Consider the following 26460-nt stretch of genomic DNA (forward strand, 5'->3'; position numbering starts at 1 on the left):
TCAATGAACGCCAGAACTAAAACTAAAAGGAAAACACATGTTTGAACAGTTCATCACCGGGTTCGGTATGGCGATGCGACTGGATACATTTCTCCTGATGGGCGCTGGCCTGTTTGGCGGCATGTTGGTCGGGGCTCTGCCTGGATTTACTACTCTCATGGCAATGGCCATCCTGCTTCCTATCTCGTTTTTCCTTGATCCGGTGGTCGGCATTCCGTTTCTGCTTGGTGTGTACAAGGGTGGAATTTTTGGCGGCAGCATTCCCGCCATCCTGATTTCCATGCCAGGCACGGGTGCGGCGGTCGCAACCTCGCGTGACGGCTATCAGCTGACCAAGCAGGGCAAGTCGCGCAAAGCGCTCGACATGGCTTTGTTTTCCTCGGTGTTTGGCGACACCGCCAGCGACATCTTCACAATCTTCATGATTTTCCCGATCGCGTTCCTGGTGATGCAGTTTGGCCCGCCGGAACTGTTTGCTGTGCTCCTGCTTAGCCTCGTTATCATCGCGGCAACTTCGGGCAGCAGTCCGGTCAAAAGCCTGATCATGATGGCTGTCGGCCTGTGGCTGTCCTTTATCGGTACCGATCCCATGGGGGGCGTTGAGCGCTTTACCTTTGGCTTGTTCGATCTGAAATCAGGCATTCCGCTGCTGCCGATGCTGATTGGTGTGTTCGCAATCCCCGAGATTGCCGGCGTCGTAATCCGCAATGAAAAAGCGCAGAAACTGGCGACTTTGATGGGGGAACGTCTGACCCGGATGGAGTTTTTTGGTTCCTTCCGCACGATTTGCCGCTCGACCGTAATTGGTACCGGCATCGGTATTGTTCCCGGTCTGGGCCAGGTGGTTGCCGCCATGATGGGATATGCGGCCGCCAAGAACGCTTCAGATCATCCCGAGACCTTTGGTGAAGGCGACCTCGAGGGGGTTGCCGCCGCTGAGGCCGCCAACAATGCGGTGAATGGTCCGACGATGGTGCCGCTGCTGACGCTGGGCATCCCGGGGGACAATGTGACAGCGATCCTGCTGGGCGCCTTTGTCGCCCAGGGGCTGCGTCCGGGGCCGCAATTGTTTGAAGAGCAGGGCGCAACTGTCTTCGCAATTCTGATTGCGATGGTTTTTGCAAACCTGATGTTCCTGGTGATCGGATACCTGTCGATCCCGTTCTTCTCTCGCCTCGTCATGATCAAGACTTCGATCCTGATACCGGTGGTGATTATGTTCGCTTTTGCAGGGGCTTATGTCTTCCGTTCCGACACGTTTGACCTGCTGATGCTGGTTGGTTTCGGGATTTTCGGATTGCTCGCAAAGGCAGGCAAGTTTGATGTCATGCCGATGGTGATGGGCTTCATTCTTGGGCCACCGATGGAATACGCCTTTGGTCAGACCATCGCGATGGGCAACGGCGATTCAATCGGATTTCTGTTCAACGAGCGGCTCTTTGCCCTCGGCTTGCTGGCCGCGACACCGGTCATAGGATTCATACTTTGGAGGCGGATGCAGACTGTTCCGTCCGACTGATATCTGCACGGGGGGCATCACCCGTCTGGTTTTAAATAACTTTACGATGCAAAGGGAGGATACAAATGTTCATTAATACTTTCAAACGGGCCGCGACAACGGCAGCCGCTGCCGGTGTAGCCGTCGCGCTTTCGCTGGGAATGGCCACTGCAGAAGGCGGCGATAATTACCCGGAAAAGCCAATCACGATGGTCATTCCGCTGGGTGCTGGCGGGTCGCATGACCTGAACGCCCGTGTGATTACATCGATCATTCCAACGTATCTGAACCAGGCGATGATTGTGCGCCTGACTCCAGGTGCCGGCGGGCAAAAGGGAACCCAGGAAGTCGCCAATTCACCTGCGGATGGCTACACCCTGTTGTTCACCCACAACTACATCGACATGCTGCAACAGCACGTTGAAAATCTGCCCTATGATCCGAATGAAGACTTTATTCCAATCGCCCGGATCAACTATGCGCAGATCGGTGTCGTTGTGCCGGCTGACAGCCCTTACCAGACGTTTGAAGACCTGGTCGCGGCTGCCAAGGCAGATCCAAACAGCATCCGTATGTCCCACTCCGGCAACTGGGGCGCGTTGTTTGTCCCGGCGGCTCAGATCATGAAGGCGCGCGATATCAGCCTGAACCTGGTGCCTTACAAAGGTGGCGGACCAGCTCTGCAGGCGCTGCTCAATGGCGACGCTGACGTGACGATGGGTTTCCCGTCCACGCTTGGGCCGCTGATCGACTCGGGCAAGGTACGTGTTCTGGCAACTGCCGGGGCAGAGCGTATGTTTGACGACGTTCCCACCTTCGCCGAAGTTGGCGTTGAGGGCGATGTAGGCTTCATGCACCGCATCGTACTGGCACCTGCCGGCACCCCGGATGACGTGGTTGCCAAGCTGACCGAAGCTTTCGCAAACCTGGTTGAGGACAAAACCTTCACCCGCATGATGGGCCGTCTGAATGAAACCATCGACCTGATGGATGGACCTGAATACCAGAAGCTGCGCGAACAGCAGAACGTCGCGTATAAAGAACTGGTCAAACAGCTGACCTCACAATAAGGCGGGGCGGCAGGGGGCGCGGCGCGATTTCGCGCCGCGCCCCCTGCCTTGTCGCACGCGCCCGGCAGGACCTGCCGGGCGCCCGCTATAAGAGACACAGTGCCGCAACTGCAATCACAACGGCGCAATCGCAAGTTCATCTGCGAGATCATTCAACGCTTTGCGCAAAGTCTGCGGCAACGGAATGCCGTTTTCCGACCGTTCCTGAGTGACCCGGGCCAGACGTTCCCCCGGCAGGCGGATCTCATCAAACCCCGGCAAACGTGGCGAGGACTTCATTTGTTCCCAGATCCGGTCAATCCCCGACTTAAACGTCTCCGGGTCCGTAAAGGCCTTGATATCAAGCGCAATAATCATGTGACCCGTGTTGGTGGTGGTGCTGCTGTCGGCGTTAAAATCAATCACATCGCGGCCAAATGCGGCCCCGTTCAGCGTGCCAGCCAGAATGCCGAAGATCAGCGACAGCCCATATCCTTTGGCGCCGCCTATGGGCAGCAAAAAGCCTTCAGACGCCCTTTGGGGATCGGTCAATGGCCGGCCCTCTTTGTCGATCATCCAGCCCTCAGGCATCTGTTGGCCGCGCTGTGCAGCGGTTTTCACCTTGCCATAGGCGGCCACGGTGGTCGCCATGTCCAGGATAATGGGGGACCTGTTGGCCGAAGGAATGGCCACCGCAATCGGGTTGGTGCTGAGCAGCATTTCACTGCCGCCCCAGGGTGGCATGTGGTTGGCACTGCCCACTGCGATATAGATCCCGATCATGTCCTTCTGTGCCGGCATCGCCGCATAAAGCGAGCCAGGACCCGCATGGTTGGAATTGCGCGCCCCGACCCAGGCCACGCCGGTTGTGGCGGCCTTTTCCATCGCAAGTTCGGTGGCATGTCGCATCACCAGATGGCCCAGCCCATTGTCGCCGTCAATCAGCGCCGTTGCGGCCCGATCGCTGACGGTGCGGATCTGCGCCGCAACGTTCATCCCACCCGCGCGGATGCGGCGGATGTACTGGGGCAGGCGGAAGACGCCGTGCCCGTCCTGGCCGATCAGGTCGGCGCGCGCCATCAGTGCGGACGCTTTCTGCGCGTCGGGACCCGGCATGCCACAAGAGATAAAACTGCGCTCGATGAAGGCGCGCAGGTCATCAAAAGACACAGGTGCAGTTGAAGGGGGCATTATTGTTACCTTTCTGAAGAGAAACACATTGAACAGAAAACAGAACTGACAAGAGGTGAGACATGTCGGACGGAATATCGATTAAATACAGTGACGTAGCAGTGTTCAGCCGCGGGGACGGGGTCGAGACCCGCCTGCTGGTGGGCAAAGGCAATGCCGCAGATACGCCCTTCACCACGGGCACCACGGTTTTTCCAAAGGGATGCGCCGCGCCGCTGCATTCTCACAATTGCGCGGAACAGGTGACCATACTTTCGGGGACTGCCGAGGCAATGATCAACGGAAAAACCATTCAGCTCGGCGCGCTGGACACGTCTTTTGTGCCCGCCAACGCGCCGCATTATTTCCGCAATACCGGCAATGAGCCGCTTGTCATTCTCTGGATCTACGGGGCGCAGGATGTCACCCGCACCTTTACTGAAACCGGCGAAACGGTGCCGCATATGTCGCCGCGCGATCAGGTATAAACTGACGCGCGACGATACCGCCGCACCGCTGGTACCGGCGGCTGGCATCAGGGGATCAGGATCGTTGAGCCTGTGGTCGTGCCTCGCTCAATCGCCGCGTGTGCCAATGCGGCCTCGGACAATTTGAAGCGCTGGTTGATATTGGCAGACAGGACGCCTTCCCGCACCAGCCGGAACACTTCAGAAGCAGAATGTTGCAGGTCTTCGCTCTGTTTCACATAATCGCCCAGGGTTGGGCGGGTGAAATAGAGCGAGCCACCTTTTTGCAACAGGGACGGGGCGACCGCCGGGGCTTCCCCGGTTGTGGCGCCAAAAGAAACAAACAGGCCATAAGTCGCCAGGCTGTTGATCGAAGCGTCAAATGTCGCCGCACCAATGCTGTCGTAAACGACCTGAACGCCTTTGCCACCGGTCAATTCCCCGACCCGGGCAGCGACATCCTCGCGAGTGCGGTCAATGGCAGCGTCATAGCCCAGAGACTGAATCTCAGCGCAGTTTTTCGCGCCGGAGGTCACGCCGATCATGCGTGCACCCAGGTGTTTGCCCCACTGACCTGCGATTTGGCCCACACCACCGGATGCTGCCCAGAACAAGACCGTGTCCTGTGCAGACACTTTGCGGGTCCGGTTGAGCAGATACTCTACCGTCATGCCTTTCATCAGCACAGCCGCGGCGACGTCGTCTGAAATGTCGTCGGGCAGGGAGATCAGGCGGGATGCGGGAACATTCCGGTGGCTGGCATAGGCGCCAAGGACAGCGGCATATGCGACCCGGTCCCCGACAGCCAGACCGGTGACCCCCTCGCCAACAGCCGTCACCTGACCGGCAGCTTCAAGCCCCAGGCGGCTGGGCAGGGCAAGCGGATAATGACCTGACCGCTGATACACATCCATGTAGTTCAGCCCGATCGCCGTATGTTTGATCTGCGCTTCACCGGGCGCGGGCGGATCCAGCTCGGCGTGGGTCAGTGACATAACTTCGGGCGCACCCTGCCGGGCAATTTCAATCACTTCAATTTTCATATCATATCCTGTCGCTGAGTTGATTTCGCCCGGGGTGACCAGGACAAACAGGCAGAACCGCCTTCACCTGAGTGACGGGTGAAGGCGATGAGGGGGATCACGAAGCGGGTTGATTTTCCAACCGGTACTCGTCGGGGATTGGCAGCGGCGAATTGGGTCCGTCAAGAAACTCGACGGTACAAAACCGCAGGTCGGTGTCGCCGATGTTTTCCACCGAATGCACCATAGAGTCCTCGCTGCCATAGGCGAAGTGTTTGGTTTCACCGAAATAATGGCTCACGTCACGGATTTCGCCTGAGGCAAAATATCCGCGCGCTTTGCCATCGGCCAGTGAAGACCAGAAATAGGCATTCACGTGGCGGTGGAACGCACAGCGTTTGCCGGGCGCGATATGCAGGTGCCAGACCCGGACATTGTCCGTTTCCGATACCAGAACTGATCCGACAACGCCGTTGTTCTGATATTGCAGCATTTCGTCCCGCATGCCGTCGGGCCAGTGGGCAAATGCTGCGGCGTCCTGCGCCATTTCAACATGATCCGGGCCATGAGTTACTGATGTGGTTTCAGCCATGGGTATTCTCCTGAAAGTACGGCATCCGGCCGCTGATTTACACGTCGGCCTGGGCTAAAGCGTCCAGATCGGCTCTGAGTGCGGTCTTCTGCGCCGCGCTCAGGCCGACCAGAGGTGGCGCCATACGCGTCCAGTCGTCATCGCCGCTGCGCCAGGCTTCAATCTGCTTCATGGCGGCCATCATAGGGTATTTGGAGGCAAGGTCGCGCGTGGATCTGACTTCGTCCATCGCGGCATCCCGCTCGGGGCCTTCAGCCGTATGAAGAGCGGCCCGGGCCCGGGCGCCGAACGCATTGGTGGAGCCGGAAATAATGCCGGCGGTGCCGATTGCAAGCCCGTCCCACAGCATGGATTCCGAGGATGGGTAGACGTCGAAGTCCTCCGCAATGCCGCCGGTTGCCTCGACAATGGCGCGGCTTTGTTCAAAGTCACCGCTGCTGTCTTTCAGCCCGGCGATGATGGCGCCAAATTCGCGACGCAAACGTGTCACCAGTGTTGGCGACAGGGGCGTCTGGGACATTTGTGGGAAATGATACAGGTAGACACGCAGATCATCGCGGCCGATCTGTTCGACCAGGTTGGCGTAATAGGCAAACAGCCCTTCGTCAGAGACGTTTTTGTAATAATAGGGCGGCAGCACCAGCACATTGTTATAGCCGGCTTCCACTGCCGCGCGTGTCAGCGCGACACAGTCGCCTGCTGCCGGAGCGCCGGTTCCAAAAATCACCCGGTCGGCGGCGAATCCGGCCTGCTGGAACGCAGCTGGCAGCGCCAGCCGGTCCTGCATCGCGTGCGAGGTGCCTTCGCCGGTGGTGCCGGTGGGGGCGACACCATCACAACCGCCGTCCGTTACCAGGTGCTGGCAGTAGGTCACCAGTTTGGCGGCGTTAAGAGAGCCGTCCGCGTTCAGGGGGGAGATTGCCGCTGCGTAGATGCCGCGTTTTGCTTTGCTCATGAGGTGCTGCTTTCTTCAGAATTGTCTGTTTTGCTTTGGGGGCTTCGTGTTGTCACCACGACTTTGATCGCGTCATCAATGCGTTCGCGCGCGTATTTCAGCGCGGTTGGCAACTCTTCCATCGCAAATGTATGGGTGTGGATCAGGCTGGCATCAAAGCGTTTTTCCGCCATGAAGGCCATTGCCCGGTGGGTGGCGGAGCGGCCTTCGCCGCGAATGCCATAGAGGTAGATATTGTTGACGGCGAGGGCGCCAAGGTCAAATTTGACCGCCGTCTTGGGAAAGGCTGCCAGGCAGATTTTACCGCCGCGGTTGGTCATCTGAACCGCTTGATTCACCGTGGTTTCATTGCCGGCACAATCGACAACATAATCGGCGCCTTTGCCGGTCAGTTCTTTGACGCGCGCGACCACGTCTTCGTCATTCGGGTTGATGGTGATGTCGGCGCCAAGTTTCAGCCCGATGTCGTTTCGGTTCTTGCGCGTTCCGACCAGGATAACCGGGGACGCGCCAAGCGCTTTTGCCACCGCCACCGCCAGCAGGCCGATCGGGCCGGGGCCAATGACAACGACACTTTCACCGGCGACCAGGCCACCAAGCTCGGTCAGCCCGTACATCGATGTGCCTGCGGTCACCACCAGGGTGGCTTCTTCATCTGTCATCGTGTCGGGCACGCGGATCATTGTATTGATGTTGTTCACCGCATATTCGGCGAAGCCGCCATTGGTGGTGAACCCGTTGGCGCGGTGGCCTTTATCGTGCGCGCCGTAGTTCATGCCATAATTGTGGCAGGAGGTGTACATGCCCATGCGGCAGCGTTTGCACTGACCACAGCCGGCGTGGATCTCCACGGTAACCCGGTCGCCGATTTCAAACTCGTCAACGCCTGGCCCCAGCGCTGCAATGGTGCCCATATATTCGTGGCCGGGGGTGAAATCTTTGTTGAACGGTGCGCCGCCTTCGATCAGCGCCGGTGTGCCATATTTCAGGATTTCCAGATCGGTGGCGCAAATAGCAACCGCATCAATCCGCACCAGTGCCTCTGCCCGGCCGGGGGCGGGGACTGGCTTTGTTGACAGGGTAAGTTGTTCCGGATCGCCTAATACCCAGGCGTTCATTACCTCTGGCACCGGCATCGCGGGGGAAGTGGTGACCTTGTCCCAGTCCGAAGCCTGCTCCATTGTCGTATGATCCATGCTGACATCTTTCAAAAATTTGGTTGACCAATTGCGGCAAGTGTGCAACCAATCTCTGATGAAAGTGTTACGCAAAGGTTTCAGGTTTGTATATAGCGAATAAATGCACATGATAATCACATTTCTTGATGGGGTGCCTGCGGTTCAAGAGGTTGACCAATGAGCGGCGGTGCATTGTCCAGGGTGCGCAGCTGGTTGGCATCAGAGCGGCGGGCTGAAGATTTCAGGCTGCCGCCAGAGCGGATACTTGCGCCGCAGCTGGGGCTCAGTCGCGCGGAGCTGCGCAAAGCGCTTCTGGTTCTGGAGGCCGAGGGGCGGCTGGAGCGGAAAGTTGGCAGCGGAACCTATCTGCGGCAGGCCTCAGATGTTGAACTCGCCACCTCCGTCAGCACTGATGTGAATGTGCTGGCCGGCCGGACCGGTCCGCTGGAGGCGATGGCAGCGCGGGTGGCGCTGGAGCCTGAACTGGCGCAGATGGCGGCGCTGCATGCGTCCCCGAAACAGTTGCTGGAGCTGCGCCGGCTGGAACGCGAGATGCGCGCGGCGCCGGACTGGAGTGTTTATGAGGATCTGGACGCGGCGTTTCATGATCTGATCGCCAAAAGCGCCGGCAATCCCCTGCTATACGATCTGCACCGGATCGTGAACGGGGTGCGCAGGATCGTCGTCTGGCAACGTCTGAACCCGTCAGACGGGGCGCCTCAGGGCGGCTATCACTCCTTTAAAGAACATGATGACATCGTCTCCGCCCTGGAGCGCCGGGATCATACAGGGGCCCGGGCGGCAATGTCGGCGCATTTGAAATCAACAATCGCGGCGATGACCGCAGGCGGCTGAAAAGCCGGCCGTCAGGATTTGAGGAAAAAGAATGATTGATCTGTACAGTTGGACGACGCCAAACGGGCGCAAAGTTTCTATTCTGCTGGAAGAGCTGGGGGTGGACTATGTGGCCCATTCCATCGACATCAGCAAAGGCGAGCAGTTCGCGCCGGCGTTTCTGGAAATCGCGCCCAACAACCGTATACCGGCGATTGTGGACAATGAGACCGGCATGCGCCTGATGGAGACCGGGGCGATCATGATGTATCTCTCCGACAAATATCAGCGCTTTGGCTGTGAAGGGGAGGAGCACTGGCGCATGGTGGAATGGCTGATGTGGCAGATGGGCGGCTTGGGGCCGATGTTTGGTCAGGTGCATCACTTCGTCAAATACAACCCGGGCAAATCTGCTTATGCTGAGGAGCGGTTTTCCACCGAGGCGCACCGGCTCTACAAAGTGCTGGAGACGCGCTTGAGCGGGCGGGACTATGTCGCCGGTCGCTGGCAGGGGCAATACACCATTGCTGATATGGCGATCTGGCCCTGGGTGTCGCGTTTTGACTGGCAGCAAGTTGACCTGAAGGCCTATCCCAATGTGCTTGACTGGTATCTCCGTATCGCGGAGCGCCCGGCGGTTCAGCGCGGCTACCGGCAGCCAAAAGATGTGGGCGACATACCGCTGCCGTGAGGTGTCTGGGGTCGATTCGAAACGCATTGATTTAGCATGTCCGGACAAATGAACTGTTTTCCCTCTGTGTTGAAATTCGCCGTATCTGAGTGATAGAGTCTTAATAAAAGGGTGTTTATCACATTAAGTGCGGTGAGTTTCTGACAAGCATTGACAAATGTCCGGACATATACAGATAATTGCCCTGACAATGAGACGCTAAAGGGGCAGTCAGATGAGACAAGTTGAAGTTGCGGTTATCGGGGCAGGTTGGTGTGGCGGCATTCGGGCGGTCACCCTGTCCAGATCAGCGCTGGTCGATAAGCTGCACATATGTGAAATCCGTCCTGAACGGTTGGCTGAGGTCCGCCAGGAAACCAACCCGGCGACAGCAACCGCAGACTATATGGATATCGTCAACAACCCGGCGATCGAAGTGGTCTATATTTCGACCACGCCGGAACAGAGCCATTACCTGATTGCACGAGCGTGTCTGAAAGCCGGTAAAAACGTGTTGCTGGAAAAACCAATCGCGCTGGAACTGGCACAGGCCGACGAGCTGATCGCGCTGTCGCACTCAAATAACGTCAAATTCACCATCGGCTATTCCCAGCGCTTTAACCCCAAGATTGCTTACGCCAAAAAAGCAATCAAAGACGGAACTCTGGGCAAGGTGGTCAATGTCATGGTCAGCCGGCACCTGTCGCGCAATCTGGGCAAAAAGATCGCCAACCGGGTCAAACTGTCGCCGGCAGCGATGGAATCAACCCATGACCTGGACTTTGTCTTCTGGCTGCTGGAGCCCGCCAAACCTGTGCGGGTGTATTCCCAGGGCGCCTACGGGTACATGGAGGAGCTGAACGGGTCTTATGACTGTATGTGGAGCACCATCACCATGGATGATGGCACTCTGGTCGTGGTCGGTGGCGGTTGGAACCTGCCGCCAAGCTATCCGAACTATTGTGGCACCTGGATCGAAATCACCGGCACCGATGGCGCGCTCATGCTGGATGATACCAGCCGGGACAACTGGCTGAACACCGTGGCCGAGGGCACTCAGTATCCAATGTCAACGATGCCCGGGGAACAGGTCGATCATGTTTTTGCCGGACAGATGGGGCCGGAGACGCTTCATTTCCTCGAAGCGGTGCTGCTGGACCGGGATGTTATGGTCTCGCCGGAACACGCCCGCACTGTGATGGAAACCTATACGGCCGCAGATATTTCGGCTGAGACCAATGACCCTGTCAGTCTGCCGCTGTCCAATCTGGCATTGGCGAAGCTGGCAGATATGAATGCGAAAAACCACGGCGATACTTCGGGGTGATGCGCGGGCGGAACGCGGTGTGAGGCATTGGAAGCAAACGGCTGATAAGGAGAGTTCATGACCGACAGTATCGGAATATTCGGCCTTGGGCTGATCGGCGCCTCTTTGGCGGGGCGGCTGCTGGCGGCGGGCAACGCCGTGCGCGGTTATGACCCGGATGCCGGGCGTGTGTCCCTGTTTGAGGAGGGCGGCGGCGTCGCGGTGGATCCGGGCGCAGTCTGGCGTTCTGATATTGTCTTTTCTGCGGTGTTTGACACCGACCAGCTGGAACGCCTGATTGACGCGGCGCCACACGGCACCGGCGGCATACTTGTGTCCATGAGCACCTGTGACCCGGAGCGGATGGCCGCGCTGGAGGCCAGGGCAAAGCAGAAAGGCTGGATCCTGTGCGAAGCGCCGGTGTCCGGCACCAGTGCGCAACTGGCCAGCGGTGAAGCGGTGTTTTTTATCGCCGGTGATGCGGCGGCGACAAAACGGTTGTCGCCGCTTTTCGCCGCGCTGGGGCGGGCTCATTTTGATCTGGGCGCCATCGGCAATGGCAACCGCGCCAAACTGGTGATCAATCTGATCCTGGGGCTGAACCGGGCCGCGCTGGCTGAGGGCCTGGTGTTCGCAGAGCGGTTGGGTCTTGATCCCGCCGCAGTGCTGCACCTGGCACAAAACTCCGCGGCACATTCACAGGTCATGGCTACCAAAGGGCCGCTGATGGTCGCCGGATCGTTTGAGGCCCAGGGCCGTGTCAGCCAATCGCTGAAAGATTTCGCCATTATTCAGAACCTGGCGCAGAGCAAAAACCAGCGTCTGCCGTTTGCCGAGATCTATCAGGACATGCTTAAGGACTGTCTGGACCATGCAGAGGGTGATTTCGACAATTCCGCGATCATTTTGGCCATTGCCCGGGCGCGAGCAGAGGCCTAACTTCACCCGGAGTCACAGTGACGGCCTGCTGCGGCGCTGATGTCCACAACATGCTGACTGCAAGATCGGAAGCTGAATATGACCAGGTCGCCAGTCGCCAAAAAAACAACGCGTTATCAGGAAATCAAAACCGCGTTGCAGCAGGAAATAGCCGACGGTCTGCACCGGCCGGGCCAGTGCCTGCCGACTGAGCACGCACTCTGCGACCGGTTTTCCGCCAGCCGGTTCACCATCCGAAAAGCCATAAGCGGGTTGCGTGAAATCGGCCTCGTTGAGGCGCGCTCCGGCGTCGGTACGATTGTGATTTCAAATCAGCCGCAATCGAGGATCACCCAGACGCTGACTTCTTTTGAGGAGTTGCTGCAATACCCGGCAGAGACGTTCCGGAAGCAATTGGAAACAGAAAACATCACGGCAACAGCAGAGCTGGCTGCGATGTTGCAATGCGCGCGCGGGCAGCCATGGGTCTGGCTGCAGGCCATGCGGCTGACCCGGCATTCAGAGGCGCCGCTCAGCTGGCTGGATGCCTATATTTTACCTGCATTTGCAAATGTGCTGGATCTGCCCAATCCCACCGGAGCATCGCTTCTGAAGCAGATTGAACAGACCCATGACCAACACGCAGCGCTGGCGCGGGTTGAGGTTTTCGTCACTCGCATTGATCAGAAACGTTCTGCGCAGCTTGGGGTGCCGCAAGACGCGCCGGCGCTGGGGATCATACGCCGCTACAGTAACGCCAAGGGTGAAATCTACCTGGTGACCTGTTCCATTCATCCTGAGAACCGGTTCCGGCTGAATTTTGAACTGGAAAGACAGAGTTGATCGACAACCAGTTATTCTGGTTCTGAGGTCGGATGGATCTGCCGCCCGATCATCATATTGCCCTGTCGCGGGCGCGCATCTGAAAAGTGGCGTGGTCACTGGTTCCGCTATTTCACCCTTGGTGAATTGCGCGATGCCTGCCCCTGGACACTGCGGAAAGTTCACCAACGCCAAAGCACAGACAGCGGCGGGTCTCCGCTCTTAGGGGCGGTGTGGGAGCAGACTGACAAGGCGCCCGTGGCCAACAGCCTGTTCAAGAACCCGGATCCAACGGCGAGCTGTGAACGTCTGGCCGCAACTGGCAACAAGGCCGATACCGGGCGGGAGAAGCAGATCGATGCCGCCCGCGAGGCCTGACCAGGGCCACCAAAGGTCAGTGATTGGGTCTCAAAATAATATCCGCCCTCTCATCTGTCGGCTCCGGGGTGCCGATTGCAGTTCGCGTCGCGCGGATGCGGTCTGCGAGAGTGTTCTCTGAGACGTCTTTCCGCGCGTCGTGGCAGCGGACATCTGAAACGAATGACGGGCCGGTTTCCGCGCTGAGCGCATGCACTCTGTTATCCAATGTTTTGCCTGACATTCTCCGGCCTGAGTAGAAGTAGAGTGCGGCATACTCTTGCATTCGAGTGCCCACCAGGATCCTCGTTTTCCTGCGTGTACGTCAGCTGTATTTTCATCCGGTTTGTTCAGGGACAAAGCTGACCTGTGCACGCTGACACCAGACGCAGACGGGCCAGTTTTAAAGGCTCACTACCCACCTTTGTGGGCCAATCTTGGATGCCGGTTCACACTTCAAGTGCGGAACAATACCACCACAGGTCCGGTTCAGTTTTCAACCGGTATTGAGAAATTTGTCAGCGTTGAATGCCAGGCCCCACTTCGTTGAAAAAGCTCAGCAGGCTCTGAATCACCGGGTATTGCAGCGAGCTTTTTCTCAGGTGAATTCCGGTTTTCCGCTTCGGCATACCGTTCAGTGATGGCCGGATTTTCAGCCCTTCCTTTTCAATCACCCGAGCAAGCTGCAGGGGCGCAGACATCACGAAATTGCCCTGACTGACGAGTTGCAGACCCGCGGCGAACGAGGTTGGGCGCACATCAACCGTCGGCGAAATCGCTTCTTTTGGCAGATAATAACCGTGAATTTTCCGTTCCATTTCAGAGTCATCGGTGTAGATGATCCAGCTGTAGCCCGACAGCAGCGCCGGGTCGACTTTGTCCAGGCTGGCATACGGATCGTCTGGCGCCAGGACAATGCCGTGTTCGACGCTTGTCACATATTTGAAACAAAGTTCGTCGCCAAATATTTCAGAGTCCATTCTGCCAAGATAAACATCCAGTTTTTGCTCGACCAGCATCGGCAGGGCCCGGCTGGTTGAATCTGTTATCAGTTCCAGCCTGAGGTTTGGAAATTGCAGTTTCAGTGTTTTGAAAAGACCGGCGACGTAGTTGAGGTGATAAAGCGGACCCGCCCCGACGCGCAGCACCGACAGCCCTGCCGCGCTGATCGCAGCGACCTCTTCGCGCGCCTGGTTATACTCTGACTCAATCCGTTTTGCGCGCGCATAGAACAGCTTTCCCGCTGGTGTCAGCGTCATGCCGCGCCGGTGCCGCTCAAACAAAGCGCTGCCAAGCTCTGCTTCCAGATTCGCAATGCGTTTGGTCACCGACGGCTGCGTTAAATTGAGACGTTCTGCCGCCTGTGTCAGGTTTTCAGCCCGGGCAACCGCGAGGAATGCATCCAGATTCCGGTCCATTTGGCATTCCTTTTTTAAATGGGACTCTTCAATAAATCAATTTTACAGAATGATAACGAATGATCAAGTTAGCACGACAAGCTGACCTGCACCGGGCCGGATGAAAGGGAACCATGAAAACCGTATTTGTTCTGTTTGACTCGCTTAATCGCCTTGCACTCGGCGCCTATGGTGGCACTGCGATTGAAACGCCGAATTTTGACCGGTTTGCAAAACTGGCTGTGACGTTTGACAAACATTACGTTGGCAGTCTTCCTTGCATGCCGGCGCGGCGGGATTTGCATACGGGCCGTCTGAATTTCATGCACCGGTCCTGGGGGCCGCTCGAGCCATTTGATGAATCCTTTGCCCGGACGCTCAGCCAAAACGGCGTCTACACCCATCTTATTTCTGATCATCTGCATTATTTTGAAGACGGCGGCTGGGGATATGCCAACGCGTTCGACAGCTGGGATTTTATCAGAGGGCAGGAGTACGATCCGGTCAAAGCGCTTGTCGTTCCGCCTGTCGACCGCATCATTGAGAAATATGACGAACGGCATTATCCGTTCGCCGGGCTGAAGCCGGGCAAGACCATGACCCGTCACAATTCCGAAAAAATGGCGTGGAAAAAGTCCCGCGCCGCGGTCAACCGTGACTTTCTGAAAGAGGAAGCGGATTTTCCAACTGCCAAGTGTTTCGCCTCCGCTTTCGAATTCCTTGATCTGAATGCGGCAGCAGACGATTGGTTTTTGCAACTGGAGTGTTTTGACCCGCACGAGCCCTTTGTCGCGCCGGAGCGGTTCCGCGCGGCTTATGACAGCGGCTACAGCGGTAAAATACTGGACTGGCCGGTCTATGAAAAGGTGACAAACTCCGCTGAAGAAATTGCTGAAATTCGCGGAAATTATGCGGCTTTGATCGCAATGTGTGATGAATATTTCGGCAAGTTGCTCGATTATTTCGACGCCCATGACCTGTGGAAAGACACCGCTCTGGTACTGACGACCGACCATGGATTTCTGTTGTCTGAACACGAGTGGTGGGGCAAGAACCGGACGCCGTATTATGAGGAGATTTCTCATATTCCGCTGATGATCCGGCATCCTGATCACGGTGGGGCCGCCGGTTCACGCCGCTCCGGCCTCACCCAGACCCCTGATCTGATGCCAACGTTTCTGGACTTCCACGGCTGCAAGGTTCCCACAAGCGTAACGGGCGCTTCTTTGCTGCCGCTGCTGGCCGATGAGGTGACCGTGCATGAAAGTCTTGCACTTGGAATGTTCGCAGGCCCGGTTTGTGTCACTGACGGGCATTACAGCTACTTCCGCTATCCCGACAACCCGGCGAGGGAAGGGCTTAACCTTTATACGCTGATGCCGACACATATGACGTCCCATTTCGACATTGATGAGCTGAAAACCAGCGAGCTTGTCGAACCCTTTGACTTTACCAAAGGTGTGCCACTTCTGAAAATTCGCATGGATCCCAAAAACAGCCAGGTCGGGGCGGATGGCACTTCGCTGGCGGAATGCGAGAGTGTGCTGTTTGATCTTGACGCTGATCCAGCGCAGGAAACGCCGCTGTCCGACCCCACAACGGTTGATCGCCTTACCGCACAAATTTCCGGTCACTTCGCACAGCACGACGCACCAAAGGAACTCTACGCACACTTCGGGCTTGCGCCAGGCCCAAGCGTTGCCGGTGGCGCATTGAGATCGCATAACTCAAGAAAAAAAACCAACAGGAGAACAATATGACCCTATTCAGATCCATCACAAAGGGCCTGGCTGTCTTGGCAGTCTCGGTCACTGCATCGGGAGCGACTGAGTTTCCAGATCGAAACATTGAAAATATCTACCCCTGGGGGCCGGGCACCACCATGGCCATCAGCCAGATCATCGCCGATGCTATGGGCAACGAGCTGGATGTTTCGATTCCGGTTGTATCGACACCTGGCGCCAGCGGTGTGAAAGCCTTCAAAACCGCGCTGGAAAAACCAGCGGACGGATACACGATTTTCGATGGCTATGTTGCGCCGCTTGTGCTTGCCCCCCTGCTCGGGAATGCCGACTGGTCATATAAAGATTTCACGCCGCTTTACTCAGCCACATCCAACTCGTTTGCCATCATAGTGCGCCCCGATGACAATCGCTTTCCGGACCTTCCGGCCTTGTTTGACTATATGAGAGCAAACCCGGGTAAAGCGCGCTACTCAACCGGCGCCGTCAACAACTTGCCGCATATGGTGCTGGCCAAGGTGCTGCAGACTGCTGATGTCTATGGAACCGTGATTCCGTTCGATGAAAGCGAGCAGGCGATGAAAGACCTGCGCGGTGGCGTGTTTGATTTCATTATCACAAATCCCGGCACCTATAAGGCAAACAAAGACAATGTTCGTGTTCTTGCCGTGCTGAGTGAACTGGAAGAGGTTGTCGCAATTTATGACGGTGCACCGCGTGTTCAGGACTATGGGTATGATCTTGGCATGAGCGGCCTGTCCCCGATGGGCTGGAATTGGTGGCTTGTGCGCAAGGACACACCGGCGGATGTGGTCGAAACCCTTCGTACTGCCATGGCGGCGGCACTGGCCCGCGACGATGTGCAGGAAAAACTGCTCAATCTTGGTTATGTGCCGACCAACTATGGCCCCGACCAATACGACGAAATCGTAGGGGCGGTGGGTGCTGAGTTGCAAAGCGGCATTGATGCCATTGAATGGGTCATGAGCAAGCAATAGGCTTAAGCAAAACGCCGGAAGGAAGAAACATGATAAAGAACAAGCGTGTAATCGGCGAAATCGCTGTTGTCGCGTTGATCTTTCTTGGCGTGGCGGGGGGGGCATTGCAGCAGATTGCCACCTCATTCGCGGCTCAGAACGCAAGCTCGGGCGGACCGTTGAAAAACGCCGCGATGTTTCCGCAGCTTTTGATCGCCATTCTGGTGGTGCTTGGATGTGTTCAGATTGGAATGTCAATCCGGACGCATCGCCTGTCCAACGGGCCTGCGACTGGTGAAACGCGCCCGGATGCCAGGTCAGAGTCCGCTGTACCCGGAGAGCCACCGGACCCGGCTGAGCCCCGGGCTGTGCTGCACCGCAAGGCGATCATTTGCCTGGTCATATTCGCCGCATATCTGGGAGGCGTTGGTATCCTCGGCTATCCCGTCGCCACATTTACCATGCTTTTTGCGATGTTCTTCGTACTTGGAACATCGCCACTTGTCGCCTCCATCGTTGCCTTTCTCGCAATGGTGACGGTCGGCATCGTTTTTGGAATGCTGCTGAACGTCGTTTTGCCCATTGGCATTATTGGCATTTCTTTTCCATCATGAGGGTTTGATGAGCATCTTTGACACACTGATCGCCGGCAGCGGACTGTTTTTTACCCCACTGGCCATCCTTCTGACACTGGTGGGCTGCCTGGCTGGGCTGATCATCGGTGTATTGCCGGGGCTCGGGCCATTGATGGGGATTGTCCTGATGATGCCTGTCGCCTTTTACCTGCCACCGATCCCGGCAATGGGCATGTTAATCGCCATTTTTGTCGGCGGCTCTTGTGGCGGCGCGATTTCAGCGATCGTGCTGCGCATACCAGGAACGCCGCTGGCAGCGGCAACATTGCTTGACGGATATCCGATGGCGCAGCGTGGCCGGGCCGGGGACGCGATTGGTCTGGCGGTTTCCTCCTCGGCGCTCGGCGGCATTTTCGGCGGTATTGTTCTGATCTTTTTTGCTCCGGTGCTCGCCGGGTTTGCGTTGCGCTTTGCGCCGCCCGAATATTTCGCTCTGGCGCTTCTGGGCCTGATCTGTATCGCGGTCGTTTCTCAGGAATCCACGATCAAGGGATTTCTCACCGGTGCGCTGGGCTTATTGCTCGCGACCATAGGGACGGACAGTTTCTCACAAGCCAACCGCTTCACCTTTGGCCAATACCAGCTGCTAAACGGCTTTCACATTGTTGCGGTCGTTGTTGGTCTCTTTGCCCTGTCGGAGATGTTTCTCCAGGTGCAGTCTGGCCGGCTCGACCAAAAACCAAAAGTTCAGAAGATCACAGTGTCATTCAAGTCCCTGTTCATGGCGCTGCGGCACAAAACAAACTTGTTGCGCTCCAGCATAATCGGCACGTTTTTTGGCGCGCTTCCGGGGGCAGGGGGGGTGATGAGTTCGTTCACCGCCTATGCGGTCGCAAAAGCAAACGGCAAGAGCGACGTGCCATACGGGCAAGGCGCTGAGGGCGGCGTTGTTGCCACCGAATCCGCCAATAATGCTGCTTGTGGCGGCACGCTTATTCCGACACTTGCGCTGGCCATTCCCGGCGATGCCTCAAGTGCGGTGCTGATGGGCGCGCTGTTGCTTCTGGGCTTTTTTCCGGGACCAGACCTGTTCGAACGAAATCCGGACGTCGTTGGCGGCATATTCATTGCCTATATTTTCGCCAATATTTTCTTGTTCATACTCGGCATACTGCTGACGCCGGTTTTTGTGTCGGTGCTCAAGCTGAAAAAGAAATTTCTGATTCCGCTCGTTCTGCATTTGTGTGTGGTCGGCGTGTTTGCCCTGCAGTCCTCAGTGTTCGACCTGTGGGTGATGTTTGGCTTTGGTGTGCTCGGGTATGTGCTGCGGAAATTTGATTACCCGCTGGCCCCTATTGTTATCGGCCTGATCCTCGGTCCCATCGCAGAAAGCAATTTTCGCCGCTCTCTGCTGATGTCGGACGATGGCGCGATGGTTTTTTTCGACCGGCCGGTTTCTGCATTGATTATGGTGGTCAATGTCTTGTTGATTATTCTGGTGCTGCTGCCGGACAAATGGCGGGTCTGGAAAACACGTGTGGCCGATATTTAACGTCTGTGCGAATAGACCGGCGCAACAAAGTCTTTGATGCGGATACCAGGGGGCGCCAACGCTGAACCCTGAATAAGCTCCAGCACCACTTGAGCAGCCCGCGTGACAGTCCAATTGAACGTCAAAACGTCACTCACCCGTACCGGGCTTCCTTGGTCTGTTGATCAAGTGGGATTTTTCGCAACCGCTTCAACATATCACTGAAGTGACGGCCGGCAGTCCGGTGCCGGCGGCGGGCATCGCTCAGATGGGGCGTGAGCGACAGTTGACGTCCCAAATGACTCTGCGCCGAACGCGCATTCCATGTGGCGCAGACGGAGTTCACTCAAACGTGGCCCGGTCCGCAGCCGCGTTGAAAGCGGCCTCGGTTCTCGGGTTGACAGAAACCGTGTAGGTGTCGGTGAACTGGGAAAACCTGGGATGTCTGGTGGTAAGCTCTGATTTAAGAACATCTGCCTGAAACAGGGTGAATGAAGGGATAGCAGGGAGGTTTGGGCCTTGGGGGAACCGGCGCCAGCATCTCATGGATGCAGCCCTTGAGACCGGACCGAAGACAGGCGAAAATCTGGAACTGCGTGTAAACGGACCTGAAAACCAGAACGCGGTGTTCAACCGTTTTTTGACTAAGCGGCAGCTCAATACATTTTTTTGTTTCGCGGCGCTCTTGAGTTGATGCGCGTATTCCAATCAGATCTTCGCACCTGTCACTATCGCCCCAAAATCCCGAAGGCGCATCATGCGTAATTATGTTTCATAACAGAACTTGTCAGATATTATCAGGGGCAGTATGTTAATAAAAATTTTTCAGATACTACAGGATTAGTGAAAATGGACACGGCTAAACCTTATGCTGCTGGTTTGGGCGATGTACCCAAGTTAGAGCGTTACATGGGATTCTTACTCCAGGAGTGGCCATTACTAGCGCAAAAAGCTTTACGTGATCCTTCTGATAGCCCTTTATCTAAAACCAATGTTTTGGATGCGACAATTGAAAATATCAGCGACGCGTCAGGACTTCGGTTAGAATTCGGAGTGTGGCGCGGAAAATCGATCAAACGATGCGCCACGCGTTTTCCCGACAAACAATGGTTTGGTTTTGACAGCTTTGAGGGTTTTCCCGACGATGGTCGGGTTGACTGGCAGAAGCCGTTTAAAGTGATAAACTTACCGGATACGCCGGATAATGTTACATTGGTAAAAGGGTATTTTTCTGACACTCTCGATTCATTTTTACAAAATACGCCTGGTACAGTTGATTTTGTAAATGTAGATTGTGATATTTATTCCTCCACGGTCGATATTTTTACCGCGCTGGAGGCGCATAAAAAACTTCGCCCCGGTGTAGTGATATTCTTTGACGAATTGATCAACTATTCAGACTATATGTGGAACGAAAGTCTCGCATTATTTGAAATGCTTGAAAGAACAGGTTACGGCATTGAGTGGCTTCATTGTGATCATAACATTCGGATGCCCACCGAAACAATTCAATACTTCATAGATGACAACCATCCTGTTTGGATGGATGATATTCGATCTGGGCACTGGATGCAGGCGTCGTGTGTTTTGACGGATAATCCGATTAATTGCGGCGCACTTGATAATCCTGACTATCGCGAAAAACTGCGATGGATGGCCGAGGCCTTCACTAAAAGGGAAGAAGTACGGCTTGAACAACTTGCAGCCCGAAATGAACGCTTGCGAGAAATGGAACTCGAGCGCGAACGTCGGTATATCGAACGAAAAAAGTCGGAAAAAAAGCGCCAGTTGGAAATTATGGCTCACCGTAAAGCGGAAAAAGAGAAAAAAGGGAATTAGTGTTTTCGCTATGAAGTGCGCAATGCCGTCGGATAAATCAGTGTATGCGATCGGTTAACGTTTTACGGGCTTGTCACAGATTAAGCCGACTTCCGTAAATGCAGCCAAGTTACTTGTCGAGAGAAAATTATGGAAACCAGACTGTTCGAAAATATCAACGCCCCTGTTAAATTGGTAATCTGGGATCTCGACGAAACTTTTTGGAAGGGCACACTGTCGGAAGAGGGTATGAAGCCTGTTCAAGCCCACATCGATATGGTTCGTACACTCGTCGGGCGCGGCATAATGTGTTCGATCTGTTCAAAGAATGATTTTTCGGAAGCCAAGAGTGTCCTGGAAAGCCTCGGGATTTGGGATCTGTTTGTGTTTCCACACATACAATGGTCTCCTAAGGGGCAGGCAATTACATCGATGTTGAAAAACATGGGCCTGCGGGACGAAAACGTCCTGTTCCTTGATGACAATCATTTGAATCTTGAAGAAGCGGTTTTCTTCAATAAAAAAATCATGGTTGTGGATGGTACACTTGACCTGCCCGCCCTCCTGAACCTGCCAGAGTTAGCCGGTAAAGAGGACAGTCAACATAGCCGACTTTCTCAGTATAAAGTCAAAGAAAGCAAGCAATCAGAACAAACCGATGCAGGCCTTTCGAATACAGAGTTTCTACGTCAATCAGGTATCCGCGTTAAAATCATCACGGATATCGACAATAATATGGATAGAGTTCTGGAGATACTAAATCGGACAAATCAACTAAACTACACTAAAGTCCGAGCTAATTCCGAGAGTGAAATTTCTGACCTGAAACAGCTGCTTGGCGTATCCGGAGTGCATGCGGGACTTGTCCATGTGATGGATCGTTATGGTGATTATGGCGTTGTTGGTTTTTTTTGCGTGCGCACCAAATTTTCAGGAACAACAGTTCATCATATGGCATTCTCGTGCCGAACGCTGAACATGGGCATCGAACAATGGATTTGGGAGTACCTGAAAAAGCCGGAAATCGATGTCGTTAAACCTGTCGCCAACCCTATAAAATCCTTTGATGAAGTAGATTGGATAACAGAAGTTTCGGATTTTGAAGCTAACGAAAATCAACTTGCCGAAAATCGGCTTTGTCTGGTTGGCGGATGTGACTTACTACAAGTGTCTTTCTATTGTGGCACTAACCGGGACGAGTTCGTAAACAAACCCGATGAAAATGGCAATCTGGTGCGATATGATGACGTTGGCTTTTTCATCAACCCTCGGGACATGCAGCTAAAACACAGCCGCCCGTTGAAAAATTTTATTGGCCACACACTTGACGATCTACTGGCATTGGACAGCAGTCTGTCCCAGTCAGATCTAATTTTGCTTTCAATGTATTTCTCCGTTCCTTCCGATCATCTGTATACCTTCGGCGGCCAGGGGTTTGGCGGTAAATACTGGGGAACGGTACCGCCGCGACGCTTCAAGGCCTTAATGAAAGATCCCAACACAGCCGGGCAGTTTGCGCGTGAAATGTTTCATCGGCGAATACCCTTCGAAGATCGCCTGCAATTGACGCGTCAGTCGTTTGAACATGCGGTAAGCTTAAAGCGCAAGGAAGTGCCTCTGTTCATTCTTGGTGTTGCTTCCAAACATGGGAAGCAAGCGGAACGCACGATCGAAATGCGAACGGGCTTCAATAAGATGTGTCGTGAATTTTGCCTTGGCGAAGATACGGCAATTTTCGTTGATATAGACGAATTACTTAACACAGAAGAATTCGTAAACAGCGATCATTACACGCGAACGGGCTACTTCAAAATAGCCGAATTTGTGAATAGTTTCAATTGATCTGGTGGATCTGGTGCATTGGATAGAGGCCTCAGTATAAGACCTGCCTTCCAACATGGTGTTTCCGAATTCGAGATGAATTGGCAGAAAAATTAATTGCTTGCGATTTCTGAGGGTCGGGCATAGCAAATCTTGCATGCTTTTAGTCGCCATTTCTGGGTTCTATTTGCGGTTCGCCTGCACAATTCAGTACAGATCCATTTTAATTGCCCTGGTTTATTATGGTTAAACCATTCAGATGCTCACCAAAGCTTTCTTAACTAATTCAATAACTTTGTGATATCTGAAGTGGTTCTGCTTTTTATGGCAGGTTTTCGGCCTGTTTGAGATGCATCAGGTTTCTGTTCATGCCGCTTTTGGTGTTTCAGCTTTGGCGAAGTATGTTCTGTCCGGCGCTCGCTTATCAAGGGTGGTGTGAGGGCGCTCTGAGTTGTAGAACAGGATCCAGCGATCGATGATCGGTTTGGCCTGGATGCCGTCGGTGATTTCGTGCAGATAGACGGCCTCCGGTTTCAAGGATCGCCACAGTCTTTCGATCATTGCCGTCAGGTGGTTGGAATAATCACCGTCAGGGAAGATGTTGTCCAGGTAGCGGCCCCACCGATCTGTTACCGGCAGGTGGATGCGTGCAATCACCGAGAGGCATTGATATTTTGATGTCAGCTTTGGTCAAAGTCGTGATCCAGCCCGCGCCTGTGTATTGGCGGCCCTGGGCGCCCTTCTGACAGTCAAGCGCCGATTTGGTTTGGGAGATTTCAAAGTTTCGTTTTCTGAGGCTGTAGAAGACTTCGCGGGCGATGTAGCGCTTGAGGCCGCGGATAGCTTTGGTCAAATTGGCGGCGGCCCGTGGGGCCGCATCGTGAACAAAACTGTAAACGGAGGTGTCAGCGCAGTGACGCATATAAAGCAAGCCACTGAATAGATTTGGAGGCGAGTAGGAGAATCGAACTCCTGTACACGGATTTGCAATCCGCTGCGTAACCACTCCGCCAACTCGCCTTAGTCCATGTGGTAAAGGGCTTTTACGGGCAGAGGTCAAGAAGCGCAACCCCGTGTTTCGACAATGTTTCGTAATTCACGTTTTGCTCTTGTTCTGTTCTTGTTCTCGAAATTTTCACTATTTTCTCTTGCCTTGTGCCTCAATCGCCCGAACTTTTTGGCGCACAGTTGCGGTGTAGTGGACCACCATCTCGATTGACTGCCCGGTCACCGCTGCGATGAGTTTATCCGAGCAGCCTGCGAGCGCCAATTCCGATGCCGTAGTGTATCGTAAAGCGTGAATGTCGTATTTCTCAGCACCGATAATTTTTCGTGTTTTCATGGCGGCATCTGCCGCGCCGCGACAGGACCGGGCGCCCAGTTTCGCTTGATTGGTAAGGATGCATACCGACTCCTTTTTGTGCCCGCTAGTGCAGCGCGAAGGTCATTGGTAAACTTCCCCCACTTGGGCCCAACCCGGTAACCGCCACCGGACACCGCAAGGTGGTGAGATGTTGCCCACATCCAGCGGCCTGGCTCGCAGTCCTGGTGCAATTCGATCTGAGCGCGCGCCCAGGCCATGCGTGGGGCTGGTAGCGTCAGTGTTTCGTCAACGTCGCCCTGGATAACATCGTCCATTGGCTCGACCCGGTAGAAAATCTCCGCCGGCGCCAGAAGATCAAGGAAATTGCGCTGCACCATGCCAGTCTTCGGGCCCATCAGAACGTCACCCCTGCATAGGTGAGGGCACCAACACCCAGGATGAAAAACAGGATCAGCGAACCCGGTGCCATGCAGAGGGCTGCCAAAAGCGCGTTCGGGCGGCGCGCTGGGCGCATCAGGCCACCGGTGCGGATCTCGGAATAGCGGGGCAGGTCAGCGGCGCGGGGTTTGCCAGTATGGATTGATCTGCTCATTGTCCGGTCCCCTGCATCAGGGCGAAGAGGGTGGGCAGGCCGACCTCGATCAGCGCAACAGTTCGAGCGCGATGAACAGCACATGCCTGATGCCAAAGCGGATCGGCGCGACATCGCTGCCGATGACAGGCAGGTCAGGAATCTGGGCCCCGGCGGATCCGTGAGTGGTTTTGCGGGGCGGGCGCCCGGGAGGGCGGCGCGGGTGCAAAAAGCCCCAGGGTCGCGGTTGCAACCGCCGGGGAGTTGGCCCGAGGAAGTCAGGCAGGAGGTAACTGGAGTCTGATAGGTCATGGCGCCACCACATGCGTGCGCTGGGCGGTGCGGCCTTCAGGTTCGGAAAAACCGGCGATGCGCCAGTTGAGGGCAGATTGTTGCCGGCAACTGCCGCAACCGCGCACCCCGAACATATCGAGTTCATACATGTGCGTAGTGATGCGCAAGGCGTAAGTATCAGTTTTCACCCACGACCCGGCGCCTGCATCCACCGCCAGCTGTGCCACTGTGGCCAACCGCAGCCCGCCAAAGTGCCCGAAGGCGGTAAGGAAGACTTCAAGCGGATCGCAGCCAGACATCTCATTTCTCGCAGCACCTGACAACACCAGGTGCGCAGGGTTGCTCCGGGCCCACCAGCTGAACCGGTGCAGATGTCACAGATCGTGACCATGCAATCCTGGCTGCCGCGGCTTGTGTGGAACTTGGCATCAAAGCCAGAAACAGCCAGTTCGATGGTTTTTTCTGTGGAGACCAGATCCAGCCATTCGCGGATGCCGAGGGCAGCGCGTGCCGCCTCTACCATCTGGGCGCGCTGGGCATTTAAAGTTGAGATTTCTGAGTTCATGTCTACCGCCGTGGCTTTGTGCCTTGGCGATAGATAAACTGGGGAAACTTCCCCATGTCGATCAATAAGTGGGAAGATTCCCCATTTTGACAACAAGTCAATACAAGCCAGTCAGAATCTCTGGTCCAAACGCGATACGCGTTCAATCAGACTGCAGTGAAGGGCTGTTCTAGGCCCTCGCAATTGATGGAAACTGAACGAAAGCCGATGGCCAAAGCCGCGCGTCGAAAAATGCAATTCTGCCTATGCGGTGTCGCACCTATTTATGTTAGACATAGCAGAAACATAGGGACAGGAATTGAGATGACAGAGCCGGATGATGAAAAAATAAAAGGCCGCCTGCATGGCGAACAGATTGAGCCCGAGAATGAGGACAAGATATTACTGCGGCTGGTCTACATGTTGCTTATCGCGGTTATGATCTCTGTTGCGCAGACAATTCTGGGTGTGGCGACGGTAGTGCAGTTTGTTGTGATGCTAGTGAACAACAAACAGCCGAACGAACGGCTGGCAGATTTCGGGACCGATTTGGGTATCTGGATAGCGAAAGCAGCCCGTTTTCAAACCGCTGCAAGCAATGTCAAACCCTGGCCCTGGACTGAACTGGACTAACTTTCGGACAGCGATTGCAGCAAACTCAGAAAGTAACATTCGCATCCAAAATAAAGCATTCGCGGCACCACCGCGAATGTGCTGTTTTTTGGGGCAAGCCGCCGTACGCAGCGCAGTCATTGAACGTTCGCTGAGCGAACATTGCGACCTTCAATCGGTTCAGTCCAACAGTCGCTGTCGGCCCAAACCAGACATTGGCGCATCGCTCAGCCAATGGCAGGTTTGACGCACTAAAACGGCCATCAATGGTGTCCATAGGCGATTGGACTTGCCGCGCAAAAGTTCCGGTCTCTCATCTCATGTTAGGCGGCCTTTCGTTCGAAGGCCAAGGGGCTTTTTCCACCAAGCGATGAATGCCGCCGTCGAGGGTTATAGAACCCATTGATGTACCGGAA

Annotated in this window: 26 protein-coding genes and 1 tRNA gene; 15 read left to right on the forward strand and 12 right to left on the reverse strand. The window is 55.3% G+C overall.

Going from position 1 to position 26460, the window contains the following annotated elements; all coding sequences use genetic code 11:
* Positions 1–37: 37 nt before the first annotated feature.
* Together DWA01_RS02165 and DWA01_RS02170 are read left to right on the forward strand one after the other, a co-directional pair.
* Complete coding sequence (locus DWA01_RS02165; protein WP_114284001.1) at positions 38–1519, forward strand: tripartite tricarboxylate transporter permease; 1482 nt, start codon at positions 38–40, stop codon at positions 1517–1519.
* A gap of 65 nt (positions 1520–1584) precedes the next feature.
* Positions 1585–2568, forward strand: a complete 984-nt coding sequence (locus DWA01_RS02170; RefSeq protein WP_114284002.1) for a tripartite tricarboxylate transporter substrate binding protein — start codon at positions 1585–1587, stop codon at positions 2566–2568.
* A 114-nt stretch (positions 2569–2682) separates the two neighbouring features.
* Here DWA01_RS02170 and DWA01_RS02175 read toward each other — a convergent pair whose 3' ends face one another.
* Positions 2683–3738: an Ldh family oxidoreductase gene (locus DWA01_RS02175; protein ID WP_114284003.1), complete on the reverse strand. Its 1056-nt coding sequence runs from the start codon at positions 3736–3738 to the stop codon at positions 2683–2685.
* A 62-nt stretch (positions 3739–3800) separates the two neighbouring features.
* Here DWA01_RS02175 and DWA01_RS02180 point away from each other — a divergent pair, with 62 nt between their 5' ends.
* Positions 3801–4205, forward strand: a complete 405-nt coding sequence (locus DWA01_RS02180) for a cupin domain-containing protein (protein WP_114284004.1) — start codon at positions 3801–3803, stop codon at positions 4203–4205.
* A gap of 47 nt (positions 4206–4252) precedes the next feature.
* On the opposite strand, the gene DWA01_RS02185 is transcribed toward DWA01_RS02180, so the two are convergent.
* The 4 genes from DWA01_RS02185 to DWA01_RS02200 form a co-directional block, all read right to left on the reverse strand.
* Positions 4253–5227, reverse strand: a complete 975-nt coding sequence (locus tag DWA01_RS02185) for a quinone oxidoreductase family protein (protein ID WP_114284005.1) — start codon at positions 5225–5227, stop codon at positions 4253–4255.
* A 97-nt stretch (positions 5228–5324) separates the two neighbouring features.
* The gene (locus DWA01_RS02190; RefSeq protein WP_114284006.1) at positions 5325–5798 is read right to left on the reverse strand and encodes a cupin domain-containing protein; all 474 of its coding nucleotides are present in this window, start codon (positions 5796–5798) and stop codon (positions 5325–5327) included.
* Between the two features lie 37 nt (positions 5799–5835).
* Positions 5836–6753 carry a dihydrodipicolinate synthase family protein gene (locus tag DWA01_RS02195; RefSeq protein ID WP_114284007.1) on the reverse strand — a complete coding sequence of 306 codons (918 nt, stop codon included), beginning with the start codon at positions 6751–6753 and terminating at the stop codon, positions 5836–5838.
* On the reverse strand, positions 6750–7949 hold the full coding sequence (locus tag DWA01_RS02200) for a zinc-dependent alcohol dehydrogenase (RefSeq protein ID WP_235008398.1): 1200 nt from the start codon (positions 7947–7949) through the stop codon (positions 6750–6752). Before DWA01_RS02200 ends, DWA01_RS02195 begins: the two co-directional genes overlap by 4 nt.
* Before the next feature lie 159 nt (positions 7950–8108).
* Between DWA01_RS02200 and DWA01_RS02205 the strand changes: the two genes are divergently transcribed.
* The 5 genes from DWA01_RS02205 (at position 8109) to DWA01_RS02225 (ending at position 12502) form a co-directional block, all read left to right on the forward strand.
* Positions 8109–8786 carry a FadR/GntR family transcriptional regulator gene (locus tag DWA01_RS02205; protein WP_114284008.1) on the forward strand — a complete coding sequence of 226 codons (678 nt, stop codon included), beginning with the start codon at positions 8109–8111 and terminating at the stop codon, positions 8784–8786.
* Between the two features lie 31 nt (positions 8787–8817).
* Positions 8818–9456, forward strand: coding sequence for a glutathione S-transferase family protein (locus DWA01_RS02210; protein ID WP_114284009.1), 639 nt, complete (start codon positions 8818–8820; stop codon positions 9454–9456).
* A gap of 214 nt (positions 9457–9670) precedes the next feature.
* Positions 9671–10762: a Gfo/Idh/MocA family protein gene (locus DWA01_RS02215; RefSeq protein WP_114284010.1), complete on the forward strand. Its 1092-nt coding sequence runs from the start codon at positions 9671–9673 to the stop codon at positions 10760–10762.
* Positions 10763–10819: 57 nt separating this feature from the next.
* Positions 10820–11680, forward strand: coding sequence for an NAD(P)-dependent oxidoreductase (locus tag DWA01_RS02220; RefSeq protein ID WP_114284011.1), 861 nt, complete (start codon positions 10820–10822; stop codon positions 11678–11680).
* Positions 11681–11758: 78 nt separating this feature from the next.
* A complete protein-coding gene (locus tag DWA01_RS02225) occupies positions 11759–12502 on the forward strand; it encodes a GntR family transcriptional regulator (protein ID WP_114284012.1) in 744 nt (247 codons plus the stop codon).
* Between the two features lie 854 nt (positions 12503–13356).
* Here the strand turns inward: DWA01_RS02225 and DWA01_RS02235 are convergent.
* The gene (locus DWA01_RS02235) at positions 13357–14256 is read right to left on the reverse strand and encodes a LysR family transcriptional regulator (protein WP_114284014.1); all 900 of its coding nucleotides are present in this window, start codon (positions 14254–14256) and stop codon (positions 13357–13359) included.
* 113 nt (positions 14257–14369) lie between these two features.
* On the opposite strand from DWA01_RS02235, the gene DWA01_RS02240 reads away from it, so the two are divergent.
* The 6 genes from DWA01_RS02240 to DWA01_RS02265 all read left to right on the forward strand — a co-directional run bounded on the left by DWA01_RS02240 (position 14370) and on the right by DWA01_RS02265 (position 22720).
* On the forward strand, positions 14370–15995 hold the full coding sequence (locus DWA01_RS02240) for a sulfatase (RefSeq protein ID WP_114284015.1): 1626 nt from the start codon (positions 14370–14372) through the stop codon (positions 15993–15995).
* Positions 15992–16975, forward strand: a complete 984-nt coding sequence (locus tag DWA01_RS02245) for a Bug family tripartite tricarboxylate transporter substrate binding protein (protein WP_114284016.1) — start codon at positions 15992–15994, stop codon at positions 16973–16975. The genes DWA01_RS02240 and DWA01_RS02245 overlap by 4 nt, the downstream gene beginning before the upstream one ends.
* Positions 16954–17568: a tripartite tricarboxylate transporter TctB family protein gene (locus DWA01_RS02250; RefSeq protein WP_114284017.1), complete on the forward strand. Its 615-nt coding sequence runs from the start codon at positions 16954–16956 to the stop codon at positions 17566–17568. Before DWA01_RS02245 ends, DWA01_RS02250 begins: the two co-directional genes overlap by 22 nt.
* A 7-nt stretch (positions 17569–17575) precedes the next feature.
* On the forward strand, positions 17576–19081 hold the full coding sequence (locus DWA01_RS02255; protein WP_114284018.1) for a tripartite tricarboxylate transporter permease: 1506 nt from the start codon (positions 17576–17578) through the stop codon (positions 19079–19081).
* An 828-nt stretch (positions 19082–19909) separates the two neighbouring features.
* Positions 19910–20899, forward strand: coding sequence for a class I SAM-dependent methyltransferase (locus DWA01_RS02260; RefSeq protein ID WP_114284019.1), 990 nt, complete (start codon positions 19910–19912; stop codon positions 20897–20899).
* A gap of 129 nt (positions 20900–21028) precedes the next feature.
* Positions 21029–22720 (forward strand): hypothetical protein, encoded by a 1692-nt coding sequence (locus tag DWA01_RS02265; protein ID WP_114284020.1) that lies wholly within the window; start codon positions 21029–21031, stop codon positions 22718–22720.
* Between the two features lie 345 nt (positions 22721–23065).
* Here DWA01_RS02265 and DWA01_RS02270 read toward each other — a convergent pair whose 3' ends face one another.
* The 6 genes from DWA01_RS02270 to DWA01_RS02300 all read right to left on the reverse strand — a co-directional run bounded on the left by DWA01_RS02270 (position 23066) and on the right by DWA01_RS02300 (position 25187).
* Positions 23066–23356, reverse strand: a complete 291-nt coding sequence (locus DWA01_RS02270; RefSeq protein ID WP_114284021.1) for an integrase core domain-containing protein — start codon at positions 23354–23356, stop codon at positions 23066–23068.
* 289 nt (positions 23357–23645) lie between these two features.
* Positions 23646–23719: transfer RNA gene (locus DWA01_RS02280), tRNA-Cys, on the reverse strand.
* A gap of 118 nt (positions 23720–23837) precedes the next feature.
* Positions 23838–24041, reverse strand: coding sequence for a site-specific integrase (locus DWA01_RS02285; protein ID WP_114284023.1), 204 nt, complete (start codon positions 24039–24041; stop codon positions 23838–23840).
* Positions 24038–24418: a hypothetical protein gene (locus DWA01_RS02290; protein WP_114284024.1), complete on the reverse strand. Its 381-nt coding sequence runs from the start codon at positions 24416–24418 to the stop codon at positions 24038–24040. Before DWA01_RS02290 ends, DWA01_RS02285 begins: the two co-directional genes overlap by 4 nt.
* The gene (locus DWA01_RS02295; protein ID WP_114284025.1) at positions 24418–24615 is read right to left on the reverse strand and encodes a hypothetical protein; all 198 of its coding nucleotides are present in this window, start codon (positions 24613–24615) and stop codon (positions 24418–24420) included. The genes DWA01_RS02290 and DWA01_RS02295 overlap by 1 nt, the downstream gene beginning before the upstream one ends.
* A gap of 287 nt (positions 24616–24902) precedes the next feature.
* Complete coding sequence (locus DWA01_RS02300; RefSeq protein ID WP_114284026.1) at positions 24903–25187, reverse strand: hypothetical protein; 285 nt, start codon at positions 25185–25187, stop codon at positions 24903–24905.
* A gap of 569 nt (positions 25188–25756) precedes the next feature.
* Between DWA01_RS02300 and DWA01_RS02305 the strand changes: the two genes are divergently transcribed.
* Entirely contained in the window at positions 25757–26065 is a 309-nt protein-coding gene (locus DWA01_RS02305) for a DUF4389 domain-containing protein (protein ID WP_114284027.1), read from the forward strand.
* Positions 26066–26460: the final 395 nt, after the last annotated feature.

The sequence above is a fragment of the Candidatus Halocynthiibacter alkanivorans genome, from assembly GCF_003333265.1.
GTDB lineage: Bacteria > Pseudomonadota > Alphaproteobacteria > Rhodobacterales > Rhodobacteraceae > Halocyntiibacter_A > Halocyntiibacter_A alkanivorans.

What these genes read in the sequence shown, in the direction of transcription:
- DWA01_RS02220 (WP_114284011.1), top strand. Translation starts at nt 10,820, where the DNA reads ATGACCGACAGTATCGGAATATTCGGCCTTGGGCTGATCGGCGCCTCT.
- DWA01_RS02285 (WP_114284023.1), bottom strand. Translation starts at nt 24,041, where the DNA reads ATGAAAACACGAAAAATTATCGGTGCTGAGAAATACGACATTCACGCT.
- DWA01_RS02245 (WP_114284016.1), top strand. Translation starts at nt 15,992, where the DNA reads ATGACCCTATTCAGATCCATCACAAAGGGCCTGGCTGTCTTGGCAGTC.
- DWA01_RS02175 (WP_114284003.1), bottom strand. Translation starts at nt 3,738, where the DNA reads ATGCCCCCTTCAACTGCACCTGTGTCTTTTGATGACCTGCGCGCCTTC.
- DWA01_RS02305 (WP_114284027.1), top strand. Translation starts at nt 25,757, where the DNA reads ATGACAGAGCCGGATGATGAAAAAATAAAAGGCCGCCTGCATGGCGAA.
- DWA01_RS02190 (WP_114284006.1), bottom strand. Translation starts at nt 5,798, where the DNA reads ATGGCTGAAACCACATCAGTAACTCATGGCCCGGATCATGTTGAAATG.
- DWA01_RS02180 (WP_114284004.1), top strand. Translation starts at nt 3,801, where the DNA reads ATGTCGGACGGAATATCGATTAAATACAGTGACGTAGCAGTGTTCAGC.
- DWA01_RS02235 (WP_114284014.1), bottom strand. Translation starts at nt 14,256, where the DNA reads ATGGACCGGAATCTGGATGCATTCCTCGCGGTTGCCCGGGCTGAAAAC.
- DWA01_RS02265 (WP_114284020.1), top strand. Translation starts at nt 21,029, where the DNA reads ATGGAAACCAGACTGTTCGAAAATATCAACGCCCCTGTTAAATTGGTA.
- DWA01_RS02250 (WP_114284017.1), top strand. Translation starts at nt 16,954, where the DNA reads ATGGGTCATGAGCAAGCAATAGGCTTAAGCAAAACGCCGGAAGGAAGA.
- DWA01_RS02200 (WP_235008398.1), bottom strand. Translation starts at nt 7,949, where the DNA reads ATGGATCATACGACAATGGAGCAGGCTTCGGACTGGGACAAGGTCACC.
- DWA01_RS02300 (WP_114284026.1), bottom strand. Translation starts at nt 25,187, where the DNA reads ATGTCTGGCTGCGATCCGCTTGAAGTCTTCCTTACCGCCTTCGGGCAC.
- DWA01_RS02255 (WP_114284018.1), top strand. Translation starts at nt 17,576, where the DNA reads ATGAGCATCTTTGACACACTGATCGCCGGCAGCGGACTGTTTTTTACC.
- DWA01_RS02210 (WP_114284009.1), top strand. Translation starts at nt 8,818, where the DNA reads ATGATTGATCTGTACAGTTGGACGACGCCAAACGGGCGCAAAGTTTCT.
- DWA01_RS02170 (WP_114284002.1), top strand. Translation starts at nt 1,585, where the DNA reads ATGTTCATTAATACTTTCAAACGGGCCGCGACAACGGCAGCCGCTGCC.
- DWA01_RS02215 (WP_114284010.1), top strand. Translation starts at nt 9,671, where the DNA reads ATGAGACAAGTTGAAGTTGCGGTTATCGGGGCAGGTTGGTGTGGCGGC.
- DWA01_RS02165 (WP_114284001.1), top strand. Translation starts at nt 38, where the DNA reads ATGTTTGAACAGTTCATCACCGGGTTCGGTATGGCGATGCGACTGGAT.
- DWA01_RS02195 (WP_114284007.1), bottom strand. Translation starts at nt 6,753, where the DNA reads ATGAGCAAAGCAAAACGCGGCATCTACGCAGCGGCAATCTCCCCCCTG.
- DWA01_RS02295 (WP_114284025.1), bottom strand. Translation starts at nt 24,615, where the DNA reads ATGAGCAGATCAATCCATACTGGCAAACCCCGCGCCGCTGACCTGCCC.
- DWA01_RS02185 (WP_114284005.1), bottom strand. Translation starts at nt 5,227, where the DNA reads ATGAAAATTGAAGTGATTGAAATTGCCCGGCAGGGTGCGCCCGAAGTT.
- DWA01_RS02240 (WP_114284015.1), top strand. Translation starts at nt 14,370, where the DNA reads ATGAAAACCGTATTTGTTCTGTTTGACTCGCTTAATCGCCTTGCACTC.
- DWA01_RS02260 (WP_114284019.1), top strand. Translation starts at nt 19,910, where the DNA reads ATGGACACGGCTAAACCTTATGCTGCTGGTTTGGGCGATGTACCCAAG.
- DWA01_RS02290 (WP_114284024.1), bottom strand. Translation starts at nt 24,418, where the DNA reads ATGGGCCCGAAGACTGGCATGGTGCAGCGCAATTTCCTTGATCTTCTG.
- DWA01_RS02205 (WP_114284008.1), top strand. Translation starts at nt 8,109, where the DNA reads ATGAGCGGCGGTGCATTGTCCAGGGTGCGCAGCTGGTTGGCATCAGAG.
- DWA01_RS02225 (WP_114284012.1), top strand. Translation starts at nt 11,759, where the DNA reads ATGACCAGGTCGCCAGTCGCCAAAAAAACAACGCGTTATCAGGAAATC.